The organism is Phenylobacterium sp. (genome assembly GCF_036501465.1).
In the GTDB taxonomy this organism is placed as follows: domain Bacteria; phylum Pseudomonadota; class Alphaproteobacteria; order Caulobacterales; family Caulobacteraceae; genus Phenylobacterium.
This window is the reverse complement of sequence record NZ_DASYAF010000112.1, coordinates 1-18,001: the sequence shown is the minus strand read 5'-3', so window position 1 is coordinate 18,001 and position 18,001 is coordinate 1. Positions and strand designations below refer to the sequence as shown.

Annotated in this window: 16 protein-coding genes and 1 pseudogene; 13 read left to right on the top strand and 4 right to left on the bottom strand. The window is 69.5% G+C overall.

The window, feature by feature from the left end; all coding sequences use genetic code 11:
- Window positions 1-204 precede the first annotated feature (204 nt).
- Window positions 205-1,107 carry an SIMPL domain-containing protein gene (locus tag VGL85_RS12390; protein WP_331589250.1) on the bottom strand — a complete coding sequence of 301 codons (903 nt, stop codon included), beginning with the start codon at window positions 1,105-1,107 and terminating at the stop codon, window positions 205-207.
- Window positions 1,108-1,231: 124 nt separating this feature from the next.
- Here VGL85_RS12390 and lipA point away from each other — a divergent pair, with 124 nt between their 5' ends.
- The 3 genes from lipA to VGL85_RS12375 all read left to right on the top strand — a co-directional run bounded on the left by lipA (window position 1,232) and on the right by VGL85_RS12375 (window position 3,287).
- Window positions 1,232-2,227 (top strand): lipoyl synthase, encoded by a 996-nt coding sequence (gene lipA / locus VGL85_RS12385; RefSeq protein ID WP_331589249.1) that lies wholly within the window; start codon window positions 1,232-1,234, stop codon window positions 2,225-2,227.
- On the top strand, window positions 2,224-2,694 hold the full coding sequence (locus VGL85_RS12380; RefSeq protein ID WP_331589251.1) for a type II toxin-antitoxin system RatA family toxin: 471 nt from the start codon (window positions 2,224-2,226) through the stop codon (window positions 2,692-2,694). The genes lipA and VGL85_RS12380 overlap by 4 nt, the downstream gene beginning before the upstream one ends.
- Window positions 2,695-2,804: 110 nt before the next feature.
- Entirely contained in the window at window positions 2,805-3,287 is a 483-nt protein-coding gene (locus VGL85_RS12375) for a hypothetical protein (RefSeq protein WP_331589248.1), read from the top strand.
- A gap of 19 nt (window positions 3,288-3,306) precedes the next feature.
- Here VGL85_RS12375 and VGL85_RS12370 read toward each other — a convergent pair whose 3' ends face one another.
- Window positions 3,307-4,296 carry an MBL fold metallo-hydrolase gene (locus VGL85_RS12370; protein ID WP_331589247.1) on the bottom strand — a complete coding sequence of 330 codons (990 nt, stop codon included), beginning with the start codon at window positions 4,294-4,296 and terminating at the stop codon, window positions 3,307-3,309.
- A gap of 21 nt (window positions 4,297-4,317) precedes the next feature.
- Window positions 4,318-4,809, bottom strand: coding sequence for a CinA family protein (locus VGL85_RS12365; RefSeq protein WP_331589246.1), 492 nt, complete (start codon window positions 4,807-4,809; stop codon window positions 4,318-4,320).
- Window positions 4,810-4,902: 93 nt separating this feature from the next.
- Here VGL85_RS12365 and VGL85_RS12360 point away from each other — a divergent pair, with 93 nt between their 5' ends.
- Window positions 4,903-7,200: a fused MFS/spermidine synthase gene (locus tag VGL85_RS12360; RefSeq protein ID WP_331589245.1), complete on the top strand. Its 2,298-nt coding sequence runs from the start codon at window positions 4,903-4,905 to the stop codon at window positions 7,198-7,200.
- A 9-nt stretch (window positions 7,201-7,209) separates the two neighbouring features.
- Here the strand turns inward: VGL85_RS12360 and VGL85_RS12355 are convergent, their stop codons facing one another.
- Window positions 7,210-8,355: a bifunctional 2-C-methyl-D-erythritol 4-phosphate cytidylyltransferase/2-C-methyl-D-erythritol 2,4-cyclodiphosphate synthase gene (locus tag VGL85_RS12355; protein ID WP_331589244.1), complete on the bottom strand. Its 1,146-nt coding sequence runs from the start codon at window positions 8,353-8,355 to the stop codon at window positions 7,210-7,212.
- 125 nt (window positions 8,356-8,480) lie between these two features.
- Here VGL85_RS12355 and dusB point away from each other — a divergent pair, with 125 nt between their 5' ends.
- The 9 genes and pseudogenes from dusB to VGL85_RS12310 all read left to right on the top strand — a co-directional run.
- Entirely contained in the window at window positions 8,481-9,488 is a 1,008-nt protein-coding gene (gene dusB / locus VGL85_RS12350; RefSeq protein WP_331589243.1) for a tRNA dihydrouridine synthase DusB, read from the top strand.
- Window positions 9,485-10,612 (top strand): two-component system sensor histidine kinase NtrB, encoded by a 1,128-nt coding sequence (locus VGL85_RS12345; protein WP_331589242.1) that lies wholly within the window; start codon window positions 9,485-9,487, stop codon window positions 10,610-10,612. The genes dusB and VGL85_RS12345 overlap by 4 nt, the downstream gene beginning before the upstream one ends.
- Window positions 10,609-12,030 (top strand): nitrogen regulation protein NR(I), encoded by a 1,422-nt coding sequence (ntrC, locus tag VGL85_RS12340; protein WP_331589241.1) that lies wholly within the window; start codon window positions 10,609-10,611, stop codon window positions 12,028-12,030. Before VGL85_RS12345 ends, ntrC begins: the two co-directional genes overlap by 4 nt.
- A gap of 58 nt (window positions 12,031-12,088) precedes the next feature.
- Window positions 12,089-12,802: a hypothetical protein gene (locus tag VGL85_RS12335; protein WP_331589240.1), complete on the top strand. Its 714-nt coding sequence runs from the start codon at window positions 12,089-12,091 to the stop codon at window positions 12,800-12,802.
- Window positions 12,803-12,955: 153 nt separating this feature from the next.
- Entirely contained in the window at window positions 12,956-15,109 is a 2,154-nt protein-coding gene (locus tag VGL85_RS12330) for a sensor histidine kinase NtrY-like (RefSeq protein ID WP_414695243.1), read from the top strand.
- A gap of 11 nt (window positions 15,110-15,120) precedes the next feature.
- Window positions 15,121-16,512 (top strand): sigma-54 dependent transcriptional regulator, encoded by a 1,392-nt coding sequence (locus VGL85_RS12325; RefSeq protein ID WP_331589238.1) that lies wholly within the window; start codon window positions 15,121-15,123, stop codon window positions 16,510-16,512.
- Window positions 16,512-17,375, top strand: coding sequence for a D-amino-acid transaminase (locus VGL85_RS12320; protein WP_331589237.1), 864 nt, complete (start codon window positions 16,512-16,514; stop codon window positions 17,373-17,375). The genes VGL85_RS12325 and VGL85_RS12320 overlap by 1 nt, the downstream gene beginning before the upstream one ends.
- Before the next feature lie 103 nt (window positions 17,376-17,478).
- Complete coding sequence (hfq, locus tag VGL85_RS12315; RefSeq protein ID WP_331589236.1) at window positions 17,479-17,724, top strand: RNA chaperone Hfq; 246 nt, start codon at window positions 17,479-17,481, stop codon at window positions 17,722-17,724.
- Window positions 17,721-18,001 (top strand): annotated as a pseudogene (locus VGL85_RS12310) (GTPase HflX); the annotation flags it as partial. The gene hfq and the pseudogene VGL85_RS12310, both read left to right, overlap by 4 nt.

Here is an 18,001-nt window from a genome sequence, read left to right as displayed (position 1 = left end):
TCCAGCAGGTCGTTGAGTGCGACGACGTCGCCGCTGACAAAAGCTTCGCTCCAACGGTCCTCGACGGCGCGCACGCTCGCCTCGTCCCTCCGCTCCGGCGGCGCGGCCCGGGCTGCGGTGGCAACGAGAATGCTGGCGAACAGGACGAGGGCGAACGGCCGCGGCATCGAGAATCTCCAGGGCGCCGGTCGATGGGTCGCCGGTTCAACCCAGACTGTAGATGACGCAGGCCTTGCCCGTCAGCCGTTCCATCGGCGGCTCGACCGGAAGCTGCAGGTCCTCCGGCCGCAAGCCGGCGTCCACGGCGCGTTTGCTGGCCGTGACGATCAGTTGGCTGATCGAGCTACGAGCCTGGAAGGCGGCCGGCGGCGCGGCGACCGGAACCGGCGCAGTCTGATCGTCGCCGCGCTCGGCCAGGGCCAACAACTCATCGGTCTCGCAGCCCCGGGCCGTGGGGTCGATCAGCCGCACCGCGCCGACCTTCGTCCCCGCGGCGCTCGCAGCCTGTTCGGCGCGCTTGCGGGCGTCCTCCACAGCCAGCTTGAACATTTCGGTGCGCACCTCGTCGCTGGCCTCCAGCCGGAAGTTCGGCGAGCTGCTCTGCGAGGGCTTGGCGGACATCAGGATGGCGTAGACGGGCTCGACCAGGCGCATGTCGCGGATCTCCACCGCGAACTGGATGGAGACCTGATAGCGGTCGATCTTGTCGGCCCGCTGGTTGTCGACCATGGCGCCGTTCTTCTCGCGGTACTGCTCGTAGAGCGGGGTGACGCTGAAACGGGTCTCCACGCGGACCTTGTCGGCGCCGAAGGCCTGCAGTGCGCCGGAGATGGCCTTGGCCTTGAGGGCGGCTGCCTTGGTGGCGTCGGCGACCTCGCGATCCACCGCGTCATAGGTGGCGGAAAGGCTGGCCCGGTTGGCCGGGACCTCGGTGGTCACATAACCGATCGCCGGGATCACCGGCTTGTCCATCCACCAGGGCGCGAGATCGTAGGCGCGCGGCGCCGGCCGCGGTGCGTTCGGTGGCGGCGCGACAGGGAGCGGCGCGGCCGCCAGGGCCGGGGCGGCGAGGGCGGTCACAAGGACGGCGGCGAGGATCAGGCGCATGAGGGCTCCATCTGCGGACTTGTTGGTCCCGGTTGTTCCTACGCGTGGCGCCAGCGAACGGGGTTGAGCGCGACCGAAACAATCGCGGCTTGATCCGAAGGCCCCGACCGCCGATCTAGGGGCCATGGCTGTGGTCATCGACAATCTCAGCGGGGCTATACGCCCGCGTCACCCGGAAAAGCAGGCGAACCCCGAGACGCCGCTGTTGCGCAAGCCCGAATGGTTGCGGGTCCGCGCGCCGGGTTCCACCGGCTACAACGCCACCCGCGACATCGTGAAAGCCCACGGCCTGGTGACGGTCTGCGAGGAGGCGGCCTGCCCGAACATCGGCGAGTGCTGGTCGAAGAGCCACGCCACCATGATGATCATGGGCGAGGTCTGCACCCGGGCCTGCGCCTTCTGCAACGTCGCCACCGGCAAGCCCAATCCGCTGGACCCCACCGAGCCGGCCCGCGTCGCCGACGCGGTGGCCAAGATGGGCCTGAAGCACGTGGTCATCACTTCGGTGGACCGCGACGACCTGGCCGACGGCGGCGCGGCCCACTTCGCCGCAGTGGTGGCTGCGATCCGCCTGACCGCGCCTGGGACGACCGTCGAGATCCTGACGCCAGATTTCCTGCGCAAGCCCGTCGAGGCCGCCAACCTGGTGATCGACGCCAAGCCGGACGTGTTCAACCACAACCTGGAGACCGTGCCGCGGCTCTACCTGTCGATCCGGCCGGGCGCGCGCTACTACCACTCCCTGCGCCTGCTGGAGCGGGTGAAGGAGCGCGACCCCGCCCAGTTCACCAAGTCCGGCGTCATGGTGGGCCTCGGCGAGGCCAAGGAGGAGGTCATGCAGGTCATGGACGACATGCGCTCCGCCAGCGTCGACTTCATCACCATCGGCCAGTACCTGCAGCCGACCCGCAAGCACGCGCCGATCGACCGCTTCGTCCATCCGGACGAGTTCCGCGCCTATGAGGAGATCGCGCGCGCCAAGGGTTTCCTGATGGTGGCCGCCAGCCCGCTCACGCGCTCGTCTCATCACGCCGGCGAGGACTTCGCCCGGCTGCAGGCGGCCCGCCAGGCGCAGGACGCCACCCGGCGGGAAGTCCACCAAGGGGACCTTGGGGCCTGAAGCATCACGTCTCCAAGATCCTGCCCTACGGCCCCGACCAGCTGTTCGCCCTGGTGGGCGACGTCATGTGCTATCCCGAGTTCGTGCCCTGGATCACCTCCATGCGCACCTGGAACGCACGGACGGCTGGCGAGGGGGTCGACACGCTCGACGCCGAGGCGGGCGTCGGCTTCACCTTCCTGCGGGAACGGTTCTCCACCCGGGTGCGGCGCGACGCGGCTGCGCGGCAGATCGACGTCACCCTGCTGGCCGGGCCGTTCCGGCGGCTGGCCAACCGCTGGCAGTTCTTCGACGCCGGCGAGGGCGCGACCCGCGTCGAATTCGACATCGACTTCCAGTTCAAGTCGCGCCTGCTCGAGGCGCTGCTGGCGGCCAATTTCGCCCACGCCGTCGAGCGGCTGATGAGCTGTTTCGAAGACCGGGCGAGGGCGCTCTACGGCCCTGGAAACCCTACCACGGACGCCTGATCCTCCTGTTAAAACTCGGTAAACGCAGCTTTCACCTTGCTTGTTAGCGTGTTTGCAACGCGCAAGGCCAAGACTTCATGCTGATCTGAAGGGTCGCCAAGGAGTACCTGGTGCAGTTGGTGTGGAGGATCTACGCGGTCGTCTACCTGGTGTTGTTCGTCGTGGGCCTGTCCCCGGCGTTGCGCCAGTTGACGCACCTGTCGCCGATCGACGTGATCGACATGATCATCTTCATGCCGATCGCCGTCTTTGGCCTGTGGTCGTCGGCCTACAGGCACATCAACCTGCCGAAGAACGGCTGGAAGACCCTGCTGTTCGCCTCGGTGTTCTGGCGGCCGATCACCATCGGCAACGACCTGCTGTTCAACAACGCGGTGCCGAAATACCTGGCCAAGGTCGGCGCCCTCACCGTCGGCATGCGCGGCGATGCGGCAAACGCCGTCATGCTGCTGGCCCTGGCCGGCGCCTGTCTGGGCGGCAGCCTGATGGTCATCCCGCCGCTGGTGGCCCTGTATCGCAACGCCTATGGCGACGAGAGCCTGCTGAAGCTGATGTCGCCCGGTCGGGTGAGCCCTCAGCAGACCGCCTCCTGACGCTTGATCGTCCGGGCGCCTAGGCCCCGAACTCCTTCAGCTTCACGGCCGTGGCGCACTCTTCCAGCACCTTGAAGTAGCGCACCACCCCGCCGGCCCCGACCTCGAAGGGCCCAGGTTCGCCTTTCAGCCGCGGCAGCCGGGCGAGGCGCGCGCGCTCATAGGCGTTGTCGAAGATCGAGTGGTTGGACAGCACCACGGTCGCGCCGGCGTCGGCGGCGACCTTCTCCATCTTCCGCTGGGAGGCGATGTAGATGTCGAAGCGGCTCGGCTCATGGCGGAAGTTGAAGGCCGTGCCGCCGGAATAGGCCACCGTCAGCGGACGGCCGTGATCCTTCACCGGGAAAATCAGCGACAGCGTGCCGAGCGTGTGGCCGGGCGTGGCGTAGATCGTCACCGTGGTGTCGCCGAGCGTCAGCTTCTGTCCGTCGGTGGCGGCGATGTCGCGCTTCGGCGGCCCGCCGCCCGGCATATTGGGCTGGGCGGCCACCACGTCCCAATCGGGACCGCCCATGATGACGTGGGCGCCGAAGCGGTCCTGCAGCAGCCGCGCGCCCTGGTCGTGGTCGCCGTGACCATGGCTGATGATGACGTACTTGATCGTCTTCGGATCGAGCTTCAGCGCCTTCAACCCGTCCACGATCTCCGGCTGGGCGGCATAGGCGTAGAGGGTGTCGATGATGATGATCCCGCCGCTGGTCTTCAGCGCCCAGGCGGAGTGGATCCTGGTGCCGACCCAATAGAGGTCGTCGAACACCTGTTGCGGCCGTGCGTACCAGGCCGAGCGCGGCGGATCGCTGCGTGGTCCCGACGCCGCGGTCCTGGCCGGCGGCGGGGCGTCGGGCAGGCAGGTGACGCCGAGGATGCCCGCGAAGTCCAGGCCCGAAGCCGCCTTGGCCGCCGCCAGGTGCGCCTGCACCGCCGCATCGTTGGCGGGCGCCTGGGCCAGCGCCTGCGAAACCCCAAGACCCGCCGCCAGGGCGAGACCCGCCGCGATCGCTCGTTTCATCGTCAGCCCCCTTGAACGCCCTCAGGTCATCCGTTCGCGCAGCATCTCCAGCGCCGACTGGACGGCGGCCAGCTGGATCTCGATCCGCTCGTCCAGTTCGAAGAACTCCTGGCGGTGCGTCAGACCGTGATTGGTGCGCGCGGTGGCGATATGCACCGTTCCCACCGGCTTCATCGGCGTGCCGCCGCCGGGCCCCGCCACCCCGGTGATCGCCACCGCCACATGGGCGTTCGAATTCTCCAGCGCGCCCTCGGCCATCATCCGGGCCACCGGCTCGGAGACCGCGCCCAGGTCGGCGATCAGGTCGCCGGGGATGCCCAGCAATTCCTGCTTGGCGCGGTTGGAATAGGTGACGAAGCCGCGTTCGAAGACATCCGAGGCGCCGGCCACCTGGCAGATGGCGCCCGCCACCAGCCCGCCGGTGCAGCTCTCCGCCGTGACGATGCGCAGGGACCGTTCCCGGGCCTCGTCGACGAGCAGGCGGGCCAGGGTCACGATCTCGAGCGAAAACATCGGCGGCGGCCCTCCAGCGGATATTCGAGGGCTGGACCAGAGCATCGGATAGGCTGAACGTTCAAGGCGATTCCTGAGGAAGCGCGGGGGCCGATGACCGCTATCCCTTCCGACGCCACCAGCCCGCCACGCCCAGCGGACGCCCTATTCGCGGCGACCGTGTTCGCGAGCGCCGGCCTGGTCTTCCTGGTGGAGCCGATGGTGGCCAAGCTGGTGCTGCCGCAGCTGGGCGGCAGCCCCTCGGTGTGGAACACCAGCCTGGCGTTCTTCCAGGCCGCGTTGCTGGTCGGCTACGGCTACGCCCATGCGCTGCAGCGATTGCGCTCCCTGAAGGCCCAGGCCGCGGTCCATATTCTCGTCCTGCTCGCCGCAGCGCTCACCCTGCCGCTCAGGATCAACGAGTTGATCGGGCCGCCGTCCTCCGATCACCCGGCGCTCTGGCTGCTGGGCGTGCTGACGGTTTCGATCGGCGCGCCGTTCGCGGCCTTGTCCGCCACGGCTCCCCTGGTTCAGGCCTGGCACGCGCGGGTGTTCCATGAGGAGGCGGGGCAGGAACCCTACGTCCTCTACGTCGCCTCCAACCTGGGCAGCCTGCTGGCGTTGCTGATCTATCCGCTGGCGGTCGAGCCCGGCCTGACGCTGACCGCACAGCGCCTGTCATGGAGCGGCGGCTACCTGGCCTTCAGTTTGCTGATCGCGGGCCTGGCGGTCGCCGTGATCCGCGCGGGCCGGCAAGGGACCGCGCCGTCCCAAGCCTTGGTTCATGCCCCGCCGGTGGCCTGGCGCACGCGGCTGACCTGGGTCGTCCTGGCGGCGATTCCCTCCAGCCTGATGCTGGGGGTGACGACCTACATCACCACCGATATCGCCTCGGCGCCCTTCCTCTGGGTGGCCCCGCTGGCCCTCTATCTGCTGACCTTCGTGGTCGCCTTCCAGGCCCGGCCGGCGATCCCGCCCTCACGGACTTTGCTGCTACAGGCCGCCGCCGTCGCCCTCTGTCTGGGGCTGATGCCGTTCAGCGGGATCAGTTTCGCCATCCAGCTTCCGGTCAATCTGGCGACATTCTTCCTGACCGGCCTGATGTGCCATCAGGCCCTGGTCGCCCGCCGCCCGCCGCCGGCCCAGCTCACCGAGTTCTATTTCTGGATGTCGCTGGGCGGGGTGATCGGCGGGAGCTTCAACGCCTTCATAGCCCCGGTGATCTTCAACAGCGTCTGGGAGTATCCGGTCGTATTGATCGCCGCCACGCTGGTTCGGCCCTGGCGGCTGGAGGCGTTGCGCCCCTGGTACTGGGTGGTCCTGGTCCTGGGCGTCGCGGCGGCCCTGGCAAGCCCGATCCTCAACACCTTCGTGGCGCCACACATCTACGCCAGGCCGGCCTTTTGGGGCATGACCCAGATCGACCTCATCAAGGGCGCGGTCCTGTTGCTCCTGATCCTCTCGGCGACCTGCGCCATCCTGGTGAGCGAGCGAGGACTGCTGGCCTGCGCCGTCCTGATCATGCTGTTCGCCAGCGCACATGCGGTCGTCGACCGCGGCGACCATTCGCAGAGCTGGCGCAGCTTCTTCGGCGTGCTGAAGCAGTCGGAAACCAAGGTCCCCGCGCTGGGCGGCCCGACCCGGATGCTGAAGCATGGCACGACGCTGCACGGCGCCGAAGCCCTGACGCCGCCCTGGCGCTGCAACCCGCTGGTCTACTACGCCAACTCCACGCCGATCGGGCAGGTGTTCCTGGCGGAGCAACGCGCCAAGCCCGCCCTGCGCATCGGTGCGGTCGGCCTGGGCACGGGCACGGTCTCGGCCTATGTCCGGCGCAGCGATCGGCTGACCTTCTTCGAGATCGATCCTCTCGTGGTCCGGATCTCCAGCGATCCACGCCACTTCGCCTACACCACTCAATGCGCGCGCGGGGCGGTGGACTATGTGATCGGCGACGCGCGCCTGACGCTGGCGAAACAGCCGACCGACGCCTTTGACCTGCTGCTGATCGACGCCTTTTCATCGGACGCGGTGCCCACCCACCTGCTGACCGTGCAGGCTGTGCGCGGCTATCTCACCCACCTGAAGCCGGACGGAGTGATGATCCTGCACCTCTCCAACCGCAACCTCGACCTGAGCGGGCCGGCCCAGGCGGTCGCCAAGGCCGCCGGAGGTTCCGCCCTGATCCAGCATTTCCACCCGAAACCGGGCGAGGATCTGGCCGGCTGGCCATCGGCGGAAGATGCGGTGATCGTGGCGCGGACGCCGGAGGCCCTCGCCCAGTTCGCCGCCGATGACCGTTGGAAGCCGACCGAGCCGGATCGGGTCCGGCCCTGGACGGACGACTATGTCAATCTCGTCGGCGCCCTCTGGCGGCGGATGCGGGAAACCAAGGCCAAGACGGGCAGCTAGCGTTTCCGGCTAGATCGGCGTCTCCACGGTCACCACCGCCTGGGCCATCAAGCCTTCCTCGCGGCCTGTGAAGCCCATGCCTTCGGTCGTGGTGGCCTTCACGCTGACCCGGTCGAGCGGCAGGCCCATGATCTCGGCGATCCGGGCGCGCATGGCCTCGCGGTGCGGGCCGATTTTCGGCCGCTCGCAGATGAGCGTCAGGTCGGCGCTCAGCACCTGGCCGCCGCCCGCCTGCGCCAGGCCGACCGCGTGGGCCAGGAACCGATCGGACGACGCGCCTTTCCATTGCGGATCCGATGGCGGGAAATGCTGGCCGATGTCGCCCTGCGCAATCGCGCCCAGCAGGGCGTCGGTGAGCGCGTGGAGGCCGGCGTCCGCGTCGGAGTGGCCGACCAGCCCGTGGTCATGCGCGATCCTCACCCCAGCCAGCCAGACCGCGTCGCCTGGGCCGAAACGGTGGGCGTCGACGCCGAAGCCGGTGCGCGCGATGCGCCGCCCGCCCGCGAGCTGCTCGGCCATGGCGAAGTCCTCCGGATAGGTCAGCTTCATCAACAGGGGATCGCCGTCGACCAGGGCGATCCGGCCGCCGGTGCGTTCGACCACGCCCGCATCGTCCGTGGGCTCTTCACCGGCGGGCCAGGCGGCATAGGCTTCGCGCAGGCGGCCGAGGCGGAACGCCTGTGGGGTCTGGGCGCGCCAGAGGCCGTCGCGGCTGACGGTGGCTTCCACGACGTCGCGACCGCGCTTCAGGGTGTCGGGAACGGGCAGGGCGGGAACGGCCCCGTCGGCGTCGCCCAGGGCCGCCAGCAGGCGCTCCACATGCGCCTTGGCGACGAACGGCCGGGCGGCGTCGTGCACCAGCACCGGCAGATGGGCCTCGCCGGCGAGCGCCGCCAACCCCGCCTGAACCGAAGCCGCGCGATGCGCGCCGCCGGCGACGCCGGTCCAGCGATCCAGTCCTGCCAGGGCCTCGCCCAAACCATCCAATCGCTCGGGGGCCGCGACTACCACGACCTGGTCCGCGTCGGCGGCCAGCAAGGCCTCCACCGACCAGCGCAGGATCGGCCGCCCACCCAGAAGGCGCCACGCCTTCGGCGCGCCGGGGCCCGCGCGCAGGCCTTCGCCCGCCGCCACCACCACCGCCGAGAACGTCATGCCCCGAACACCATGGGTGTGTGTTTAGGGGCGCGGGCTTAGATGTCCAGCGCGGCGCCCACCCAGCCGGGCTTTACCGCAGCGCACAATATGCCTAAAAAGGCAGCGGTGAGAATGATTAGAAAATGAGCAGTCTGCTTCAGATCGGCAGCGTCACAGTCGGCGGTCGCGTGTGGATCGCGCCGATGACGGGGGTGTCCGACCTGCCGTTCCGCCGCGCCGCGAGCCGCCTGGGCGCGGCCTATGTCGCGACCGAGATGGTCGCCTGCGCGGAGCTCTCCAAGGGCCGGCCGGACGTGGTGCGCCGCGCCGCGGTGGGCGAGGGCCTGCCGCTGATGGTGGTCCAGCTGGTAGGGCGCGACCCGCTTCACATCGCTGAGGGCGCTCGGATGGCCGAGGCCGCCGGCGCACAGGTGATCGACCTCAACTTCGGCTGTCCCGCCAAGGAGGTCACCGGCGTCCAGTGCGGCTCGGCCCTGATGCGCGAGCCCGAACTGGCGGAACGGCTGATCGCGGCGGCGATCGAGGCGGTCGGCGTGCCGGTGACGGTCAAGATGCGCCTGGGTTGGGACGACAATTCCAGGAATGCGCCGGACCTGGCCGCCCGCGCAGAGGCCCTGGGCGCGGCCGCGGTGACGGTGCATGGCCGCACCCGCTGCCAATTCTACAAGGGCCACGCCGACTGGGCCGCCATCCGCGCGGTGAAGGACGCGGTCGCCATTCCCGTGATCGCCAACGGCGACATCGTCGATGGCGCGAGCGCGCGTGCGGCGTTGGCCGCCTCCGGCGCCGATGGGGTGATGATCGGCCGCGCGGTCTATGGCCGGCCCTGGATCGCCGCCCAGATAGAGGCCGAGCTGGACGGCCGCCCATTCGCCGGCCCCGACGCCGAGACCCGACTTTCCATCGCCGTGACCCATTTCCGGGATTCGCTCGGCTTCTACGGCGAGCCCCTGGGCCTGAGGATCTTCCGCAAGCACCTGGCCGCCTATGTCGAACAGGCGCCCTGGCCGGCCAGCGCCGAGGCGCGGCGCGAGGCGAGGGGCCGCCTTTGCCGCCTGGAGGACCCGGCCGCCGTGGAGGCGGGTCTCGCCGAGCTCTGGGGCCAGCCGCAGCGGAGACTGGCGGCATGAGCTGGCGGACCTTGCCGCAGTCCTTGGGCGTCGACATCTTCGCCCTCAAGGCCGCCGCGTTCGACCTCAGCCCCGACCCGGCCCTGGTGGTCGACGCCGACGGCGCCCTGGTGGCGGTGAACGAGGCCGCCGAGGGCCTGTTCGGCCAGGGCCTGGCGCTGCTGGCCCGCGGTCGCTTCAGCGCCGCCCTGCCGCCAGGCTCGGCCGTGGTCGCCCTGCTCAACCGCGCGTTGGAGGAGCAGGCGCCGGTGCGCGAGCGCGGCATCCACATCACCCTGTTCGGCCTGGCGCCCTTCGAGGCGGACGGGGCCGCCGCGCCTCTGGGCGATGGCTCGGTGCTGCTGACGCTGTCGCTGAAGCATGGCCTGGGCGCCGGCCACGAACGCACCGGGGCGGAAGCCGCCGGCGGCCTGCGCTCCATCGTGGGCCTGGGCCGCATGCTGGCGCACGAGATCAAGAATCCGCTGGCCGGCATCCGCGGGGCCGCCCAACTCCTGAAGTCCGGCGCCAAGGCGGAGGATGCGCCGCTGGCCCAGCTGATCGTCGACGAGACTGACCGCGTGCGCCGACTGGTCGACCGCATGGAGGCCTTTTCCGACGACGCCCTGCCGTCCAAGGCGCCGCTCAACATCCACCAGGTGCTGGACCGAGTGCGCGCCCTGGCCGCCAACGGCGTGGCCGATGGTCTGGCGCTCAAGGAACAGTACGACCCATCGCTGCCGCCGGTGCTGGGCGACGAGGACCAGTTGATCCAGATCTTCCTCAATCTGGTGAAGAACGCCGCCGAGGCCGCCCACGCCCGCGGCGACGGACGCGGCGAGATCAGCATCACCACCGCCTACCGCCATGGCGTCCGCGTGCGCGCCGCCAAGGGTCAGGCGCTGCGCGGCGCGCCGCTCGAGGTGCGGATCGTCGACAATGGGCCCGGCGTGCCCGACCACCTGCGCGAGCACCTGTTCCAGCCGTTCGTGACATCCAAGGCCAATGGCGCCGGCCTGGGCCTGGCCTTGGTCACCAAGCTGGTCGCCGCGCACGGCGGCCTGCTGGACTTCGAATCCGAGCCCGGACGGACCGTGTTCCGGGTGCTTCTGCCCATCGCTTCCGAAGAGGACGTCCCGGCATGAACGCCGCGAGCAAGAAGATCCTGATCGCCGACGACGACGCCTCGATCCGCCTGGTGCTCAGTCAGGCCTTCACGCGGCTGGGCTTCCAGGTCCGCGCCACGGGCAACGCCGCCACCCTGCTGAAGTGGGTCTCGGACGGCGAGGGCGACCTGGTCATCACCGACGTGGTCATGCCCGACGAGAACGTCTTCGACGTCCTGCCGCGGATCAAGAAGGAGCGGCCCAAGCTGCCGGTCATCGTGATGAGCGCGCAGAACAACCTGATCACCGCGGTCAACGCCGCCGAGGTGGGGGCCTTCGACTACATCCCCAAGCCCTTCGACCTGGATGACATGACCTCGGCCGCGCGTCGCGCCCTGTCGCGGCCCGCCGACCCGGAGGCCGCCCGCGCTCAGGCCCGCGCGGTGCGCGACGATCGGCTGCCGCTGATCGGCCGCTCCGGGCCGATGCAGGAGGTCTACCGCACCATCGCCCGCCTGGTGGGCGCGGACCTCACCGTGCTGATCACCGGCGAGAGCGGCGCCGGCAAGGAGCTGGTCGCCCGCGCCCTGCACGACATGGGCCGCCGCCGCGACGGCCGCTTCGTCACCATCAACCTTGCCGCCGTGCCCCGCGAGCGAGTGGAGGCGGAGCTGTTCGGCAAGGAGGACGGCGACCCCGGCAAGCTGATCGAGGCCGACGGCGGCACTCTGTTCCTCGACGAGATCGGCGACATGCCGCTGGACGCCCAGACGCGCCTGCTGCGGGTGATCGACGGCTCCGAGCCGGCGGTGAACCCCAAGACCGGGCGGCGGCCGAACGTGCGGATCATCGCCGCCACCAACCGCGACCTGCGCGGCCTGATCCGCGAGGGCCTGTTCCGCGAGGACCTGTTCTTCCGCCTGAACGTCGCGCCCTTGCGCCTTCCGCCGCTGCGCGACCGGGCCGACGACATCCCGGACCTGGCCCGCGCCTTCCTGCTGCGCGCCAATCGCGAGGGGTTGCCGTCCAAGACGATCGACGCCGCCGCCCTCGACCGGCTCAAGCAGCACCCCTGGCCGGGCAATGTCCGCGAGCTGGAGAACCTGATCCGCCGCATCTGCGCCCTCTATGGCGAGGACCTGATCACCGCGCGGATCATCGAGCGCGAACTGGCCGACCAGCAACCGCCGGCGCCGGGCGAGGAGGGGCCCGCCACCCTGTCCGAGCTGGTGGAGCGCAAGCTCTCCAGCTATTTCGCCGACCAGCCCGACGGCCTGCCGCCGGCCGGCCTCTACGACCGGGTGCTGGAGGAGGTGGAGCGGCCGCTGATCCAGCTGACGCTGTCGGCCACCCGCGGCAATCAGGTGCGCGCCGCCGAGATCCTCGGCCTCAACCGCAACACCCTGCGCAAGAAGATCAGCGACCTTGGCGTGGAGATGGCTCGCGCCCGCCGCTAGCGATCGCCTCGGTCGTCGCGCTAGGCTCTCATTCTCGAAACGTCGCGGGAGGGCGGCCTTGGACATCCACCGGCCGAAGGCGCCGATCCACGGCCTGAGGGACTTCGCGAAGGAAGTCGGCATCATCGTGCTGGGCGTGCTGATCGCACTGGCCGGCGAGCAGGCCGTCGAAGCCTTGAGCTGGCGTCATCAGGTGGCTGAGGCCAAGGCGGTCCTGAAGGATGAATTGGCCGTGGACGCGGCCGACTTCTACGAAAGGGTCGCCGTCGAGCCCTGCCTGACGGCGCGCCTCGAGATCATCGAGGGGATCCTGGCCAAATCGGGCGGCGCCTGGCGGGCAGGTGACCTTCCCGTCGGTCATTTTCGCGGCGTCTACGGCATGCCCTGGCGGACCTATCCCGGCCAGGCCTGGCAAAACGCGCTGGCCAGCGGCGCGGCGGCCCACATGTCGCGCCAGGACCTGCCGACCTATGAGGCCATCTACAACAACGTGGCCGACCTGCATCAGATGAATGAGCAGGAGGTTCAGGCGCGCGCGCAGATCGACGCCCTGGACCACGATCAGGCGCTGACCGATGTCTCCCGCGACCGATACCAGAAGACACTCGTCGATCTACGATTCTACGCCAACGCCTCCGCCCGCATCGCCGATGAATCCCTGCAGGAATTGAAATCCATGGGCCTATTGCCGCCACCGGCGGCGCTGGCCGAGACGCTGGGCGATACGCGCAAGACCTATGGAACCTGTGTGAAGACGCCGACGATCGGCTAGGTCACACAGCCGCCACCGATGGCGGCAGACTGGCGCATCCCCGCAACAAGCCTGTTGCCTTTGGGGCACAGTCCCTTAGGCTCCGTTGTCACAATGGCCTTCAGTGTTCGACAGCTTATGGCTGGCGCCGGCGCGAGACGTGTCTGGAGCGCCTTGCAGTCGCGCGGCGTGCTGGGCGTGGGCTATGGCGTCGCCGCGGTGCTCACCGGCTTGGCCATCCTGCTTGCCGCGTCCCCGCCATCGACGGGGCCCTTGGGCCCGGCCAGCGACCTGATCCTGACGGTGCTGGGCCTCAACATGGCCCTGATCCTGGCGCTGACCACGATCGTCTTCCTGCGCCTGGCGGCCTTGCTGGATGCGCGCGAGCGCGACGCCGGCGCGCGGCTGCAGGTGCGATTCGTCGCCATGTTCGCGCTGGCCGCGGTCGCTCCGGCCGTGGTGGTGGCGCTGTTCTACGGGGTGCTGGTCAGCCGCGGCGTGGACAATTGGTTCTCCACGCGGGTCACGACCGTGATCAACAACTCGGCTACCGCGGCGCGCTCCTATGTCGCCGAGCAGAGCCAGTACATCCAGGACCACGTCGCCTTGATGGCCGGCGACCTCAACCGCTACGCGCCCGGGCTGGAAGCCAGCCCGATCACCTTCAACCAGTTCCTGGCCGCCGAGGCCGAACGCCACGGCTTCCTGGCCGCCTACATCATCGACCGCGACGGCCGCATCCTGGCCCGCGCCGAGGCGCGCGAGGCGCCGCCGTTCATCCTTTCGCCGCCATCGAGCATCGAGGCCGCCGACCACGGCGGAACGATCTCGGTCTGCAACGTCAAGTGCGGCGACAGCTGGCGCGCCGTCTATCGGCTGCGCGGCTATTCCGACGCCTACCTCTATGTGGTGCGCCCGGTGGAGAAGGGGATCGTCGCCGACCTGGTGCAGGCCGAGGCGAGCCTGGTCGCCTACCGCGACGCCGCCCAGAACCGCCAGAGGATCCAGACTATCTTCGCCCTGAGCTATGCGGAGACCGCCCTGCTGGTGCTGGTCGGCGCGGTCTGGCTGGGCCTGGGCGCCGCCAACGCCATCTCTGGGCCGGTCGCGCGGCTGGTGCAGGCGGCGGGCAAGGTGGCCGGCGGCGATCTCAGCGCCCGGGTGGATGCTGACAGCGATCCTGAGGAGATCGCTGTCTTGTCCCGTGCTTTCAATAGTATGACGCATGATCTTCAGGCGCAACGCGAGGCGATCCGCGCCGCGCACCAAGACGCCGAGCGCCGGCGCCAGTTCATCGAGACCGTGCTGGCCGAGGTGAGCGCGGGCGTGATCAGCCTCGACGCGCGCGGCCGCATCTCCGCCGCCAACCGCCAGGCCCAGCTGCTGCTCGACCTTGCGGGCCCGAGCCACGGGCGGCGTCTCGCCAATGTCGCCCCCGAACTCGCCGCCGTGGTGGACCAGGCGGGGCGCGGCGAGGCGGAGGAAGAGGTCGATGTGCCGCGCGCCCGCGAAACGCGCCGCCTGCGCGTGCGCGTGAGCCGCATCGAGGACGGCGTGGTGCTGACCTTCGACGACATCACCCGGCTGGTGAACGCCCAGCGCAACGCCGCCTGGCGCGACGTGGCGCGGCGCATTGCCCATGAGATCAAGAACCCGCTGACCCCGATCCAGCTTTCCGCAGAGCGGCTGCGCAAGAAATACCGCAAGGACATCGCGCCCGCCGAGGTCGAGGTCTTCGACCGCTGCAACGACACCATCGTGCGCCAGGTGGACGCCATCCGGCAGATGGTCGACGAGTTCTCCTCCTATGCCCGGATGCCGGCGCCGAAGTTCGCCGAGCAGGATGCCGCCGAACTGATCCGCGCGGCGGTCTTCGCCCAGCGGGTGGCGAGCCCCGAGATCGACGTCGAGCTGCTGGAGCCGACGCCTGAGGTGCGGGTCATGGCCGACGAGCGGATGCTGACCCAGGCGCTGACCAATATCCTGAAGAACGCCGCCGAGGCCGTGAACGGCCGGCGCGCCGCCAAGCCGAAGGGTCGCATCCAGGCGCGTCTGGTCTCCGACGACGCCGGCGTCACCTTCGAGGTAGAGGACAATGGCGTGGGCCTGCCCGACAAGGACCGCGACCGGCTGACCGAACCCTATGTGACGACGCGCGAGAAGGGCACGGGCCTGGGCCTGGCCATCGTCAAGCGCATCCTCGAGGACCATGGCGGCGAGCTGATGCTCACCGACGCCCGCGAGGGCCAGGGCGCGCTCGCGATCCTCAGACTTCCCCCGACGGCGCGGACCCGGTCCGCGGCGAAATCCGAACCTGTGACGGCATGAAGGACCAGATGATGGCTGCTGACGTTCTGGTGGTCGACGACGAAGCCGACATCCGCGACCTGGTGGCGGGAATCCTCTCCGACGAGGGTTACGCCGTACGCACCGCGAGCGACTCCGAGGGCGCGCTGACCGCGGTTCGCGCCCGCAAGCCGGCGCTGCTGATCCTGGACATCTGGATGGCCGGCGGCGGCATGGACGGGCTCGAGCTGCTCGACCTGGTCAAGACCCTGGATCCCGACCTGCCGGTGATCATGATCAGCGGCCACGGGAACATCGAGACCGCCGTCTCCGCCATCAAGCGGGGCGCCTATGAGTTCCTGGAGAAGCCGTTCAAGTCCGACCGGCTGCTGCTGGTCGTGGAGCGGGCGCTTGAGGCGGCGGGCCTGCGGCGCGAGAACCGCCGCCTGCGCACCCAGGCGATCACGCCCGAGGGCATGACCGGACGGTCGATGGCGGCCCAGCAGCTGCGGCAGCTGATCTCCAAGCTGGCCGGGGCCAATTCGCGGGTGCTGATCTCCGGGCCGCCCGGTTCCGGCAAGGAGACGGTGGCGCGGCTGATCCACACGGCCTCACCGCGCTCGCGCAACGAGTTCGTGCCGATCAGCGCCGCGGGCATGACGCCCGAGCGGATGGACATCGAGCTGTTCGGCCAGGAGGGCGAGACCGGCCGCCCGGCCAAGATCGGGGTCTTCGAACGCGCCCACAGCGGCACCCTCTATCTCGACGAGGTGGCCGACATGCCGCGCGAGACCCAGGGGCGCATCCTGCGCGTGCTGGTCGACCAGAGCTTCCGCCGCGTCGGCGGCGACGCCGACGTGCATGTGGACGTGCGCGTTGTCTCTTCCACCTCGCGCGACCTGCGCGAGGAGATCGCCGCCGGCCGCTTCCGCGAAGACCTGTTCCACCGCCTGAACGTGGTGCCGGTGAACGTGCCGGGCCTGTCAGAGCGGCGCGAGGACATCCCGGAACTGGTGGAATACTTCATCGACCGGATCAGCGAGGCGACCGGCATGCCGCGACGCCGGCTGGCCGATGATGCGCTCGCGACACTGCAGGTTCGCGCATGGCCGGGGAACCTGCGCCAGCTGCGCAACAATGTGGAGCGGATGCTGATCCTGGCCTCCGGCTCGCCGGCTGAGCCGATCACAGCGGGCATGCTGCCGGCCGAGGCCATGGTCACCGACCAGTCCATGACCCTGGGCGCCGAGCGGATGATCGCGCTGCCGCTGCGCGAGGCGCGCGAGGTGTTCGAGCGCGAATACCTCAACGCCCAGATGCTGCGCTTCTCCGGCAACATCTCGCGCACCGCGGCCTTCATCGGCATGGAGCGCTCGGCCCTGCACCGCAAGCTGAAGTCCCTCGGCCTGTCCGGCGCGCGGGCCCTGGAAGAAGACGCCGCCTGATGGGCCGAATCGCCTACGTCAACGGCCGCTTCGTCCCGCACGGCGAGGCGACCGTCCATATCGAGGATCGCGGCTACCAGTTCGCCGACGCGGTCTATGAGGTCTGGGCCCTGTTCGACGGCAGGCTGGCCGATCCGGAGGGCCACCTCGCGCGGCTGGAGCGCAGCCTGTCGGAACTGTCCATCGCCATGCCGATGAGCCGCGCGGCCCTGACGATGGTGCTGAAGGAGGCCGTGCGTCGCAACCGCGTCAGCGAGGGCTTGGTCTATCTGCAGGTCAGCCGCGGCGTCGCCCCGCGCGACCACGCCTTTCCGAACCCACCGGTCAGGCCGGCCACGGTGATCACCGTCAGCCGCGTCGACCGCGCCGCGAGCGAGGCGAAGGCCGCCAAGGGCGTGGGCGTGGTGACCGTGGCCGAGAACCGCTGGGGCCGCTGCGACATCAAGACTGTGGGGCTGTTGCCCAACGCACTCGCCAAGCAGAAGGCGAGGGCGGCGGGCGCGGTCGAGGCCTGGTTCGTGGACGACCTGGGTTTCGTCACCGAGGGTTCGTCCTCCAACGCCTGGATCGTCGACCGCGACGGGCGCCTGCGCACCCGCGACACCAACGCCAACATCCTGCGCGGCGTGACCCGCCTGACCCTGCTGGACGTGATCCGCCAGAACGGGCTGGAGGTGGACGAACGGCCCTTCACCCCCGCCGAGGCGACCGCCGCCAAGGAGGCCTTCATCACCAGCGCCAGCAGCTTCGTGCTGCCGGTCGTCTCGGTGGACGGCAAGGCGGTGGGCGAAGGCAAGGTCGGCCCGGTAGCGTCGCGGCTGCGTCGTCTCTATATCGAGCAGGCGAAGGCGACGGCGATCTAGACGGCGCCTGGGCGATTGCGCCCGTCGCAATTCCTTGTCTAGCTAACTCCCGTGTGTGGGCGGCGCCTTGGCCGTCCGAACGAAAAACAAGAGGCGCAAAGCCATGACCGAGAAAAAACAGAACCTGCAGGACACCTTCCTGAACAGCGTCCGCAAGTCGAAGACGCCGCTGACCATCTTCCTCGTGAACGGCGTCAAGCTGCAGGGCGTGGTGAGCTGGTTCGACAACTTCTGCGTTCTGCTCCGCAGGGACGGGCAATCCCAGCTCGTCTACAAGCACGCGATTTCCACCATCATGCCGGCCCAGCCTGTGCAGCTCTACGAGCCCGGCGAAGACGAGACCGATTGAGTTCCTCCAAGCTTGTTGATCGCGCGGCGCCGATTCAGGGCGCCATCGTCATCCACCCCGATCGGGAAGGGCGCGCCTCTTCCCGCGACCCTGAGGCGCGCCTGGAAGAGGCCGTGGGCCTGGCGCTCGCCCTGGATCTGGAGGTGCGCGAGACCCTGGTCGCGCACCTGCGCCAGCTCACGCCCGCCACCCTGTTCGGCAAGGGCAAGGTCGCCGAGATCGGCCATATCGTCGAACTGGCCGACGCCGCGGTGGCCGTCGTCGACGATGCGCTCAC

Bases quoted from the DNA above. Each gene is read 5' to 3' on its own strand.
- ntrC (WP_331589241.1), top strand. From the start codon at position 10,609: ATGAACGCCGCGAGCAAGAAGATCCTGATCGCCGACGACGACGCCTCG.
- VGL85_RS12390 (WP_331589250.1), bottom strand. From the start codon at position 1,107: ATGCGCCTGATCCTCGCCGCCGTCCTTGTGACCGCCCTCGCCGCCCCG.
- VGL85_RS12325 (WP_331589238.1), top strand. From the start codon at position 15,121: ATGGCTGCTGACGTTCTGGTGGTCGACGACGAAGCCGACATCCGCGAC.
- hfq (WP_331589236.1), top strand. From the start codon at position 17,479: ATGACCGAGAAAAAACAGAACCTGCAGGACACCTTCCTGAACAGCGTC.
- VGL85_RS12355 (WP_331589244.1), bottom strand. From the start codon at position 8,355: ATGACGTTCTCGGCGGTGGTGGTGGCGGCGGGCGAAGGCCTGCGCGCG.
- dusB (WP_331589243.1), top strand. From the start codon at position 8,481: ATGAGCAGTCTGCTTCAGATCGGCAGCGTCACAGTCGGCGGTCGCGTG.
- VGL85_RS12345 (WP_331589242.1), top strand. From the start codon at position 9,485: ATGAGCTGGCGGACCTTGCCGCAGTCCTTGGGCGTCGACATCTTCGCC.
- lipA (WP_331589249.1), top strand. From the start codon at position 1,232: ATGGCTGTGGTCATCGACAATCTCAGCGGGGCTATACGCCCGCGTCAC.
- VGL85_RS12365 (WP_331589246.1), bottom strand. From the start codon at position 4,809: ATGTTTTCGCTCGAGATCGTGACCCTGGCCCGCCTGCTCGTCGACGAG.
- VGL85_RS12320 (WP_331589237.1), top strand. From the start codon at position 16,512: ATGGGCCGAATCGCCTACGTCAACGGCCGCTTCGTCCCGCACGGCGAG.
- VGL85_RS12360 (WP_331589245.1), top strand. From the start codon at position 4,903: ATGACCGCTATCCCTTCCGACGCCACCAGCCCGCCACGCCCAGCGGAC.
- VGL85_RS12370 (WP_331589247.1), bottom strand. From the start codon at position 4,296: ATGAAACGAGCGATCGCGGCGGGTCTCGCCCTGGCGGCGGGTCTTGGG.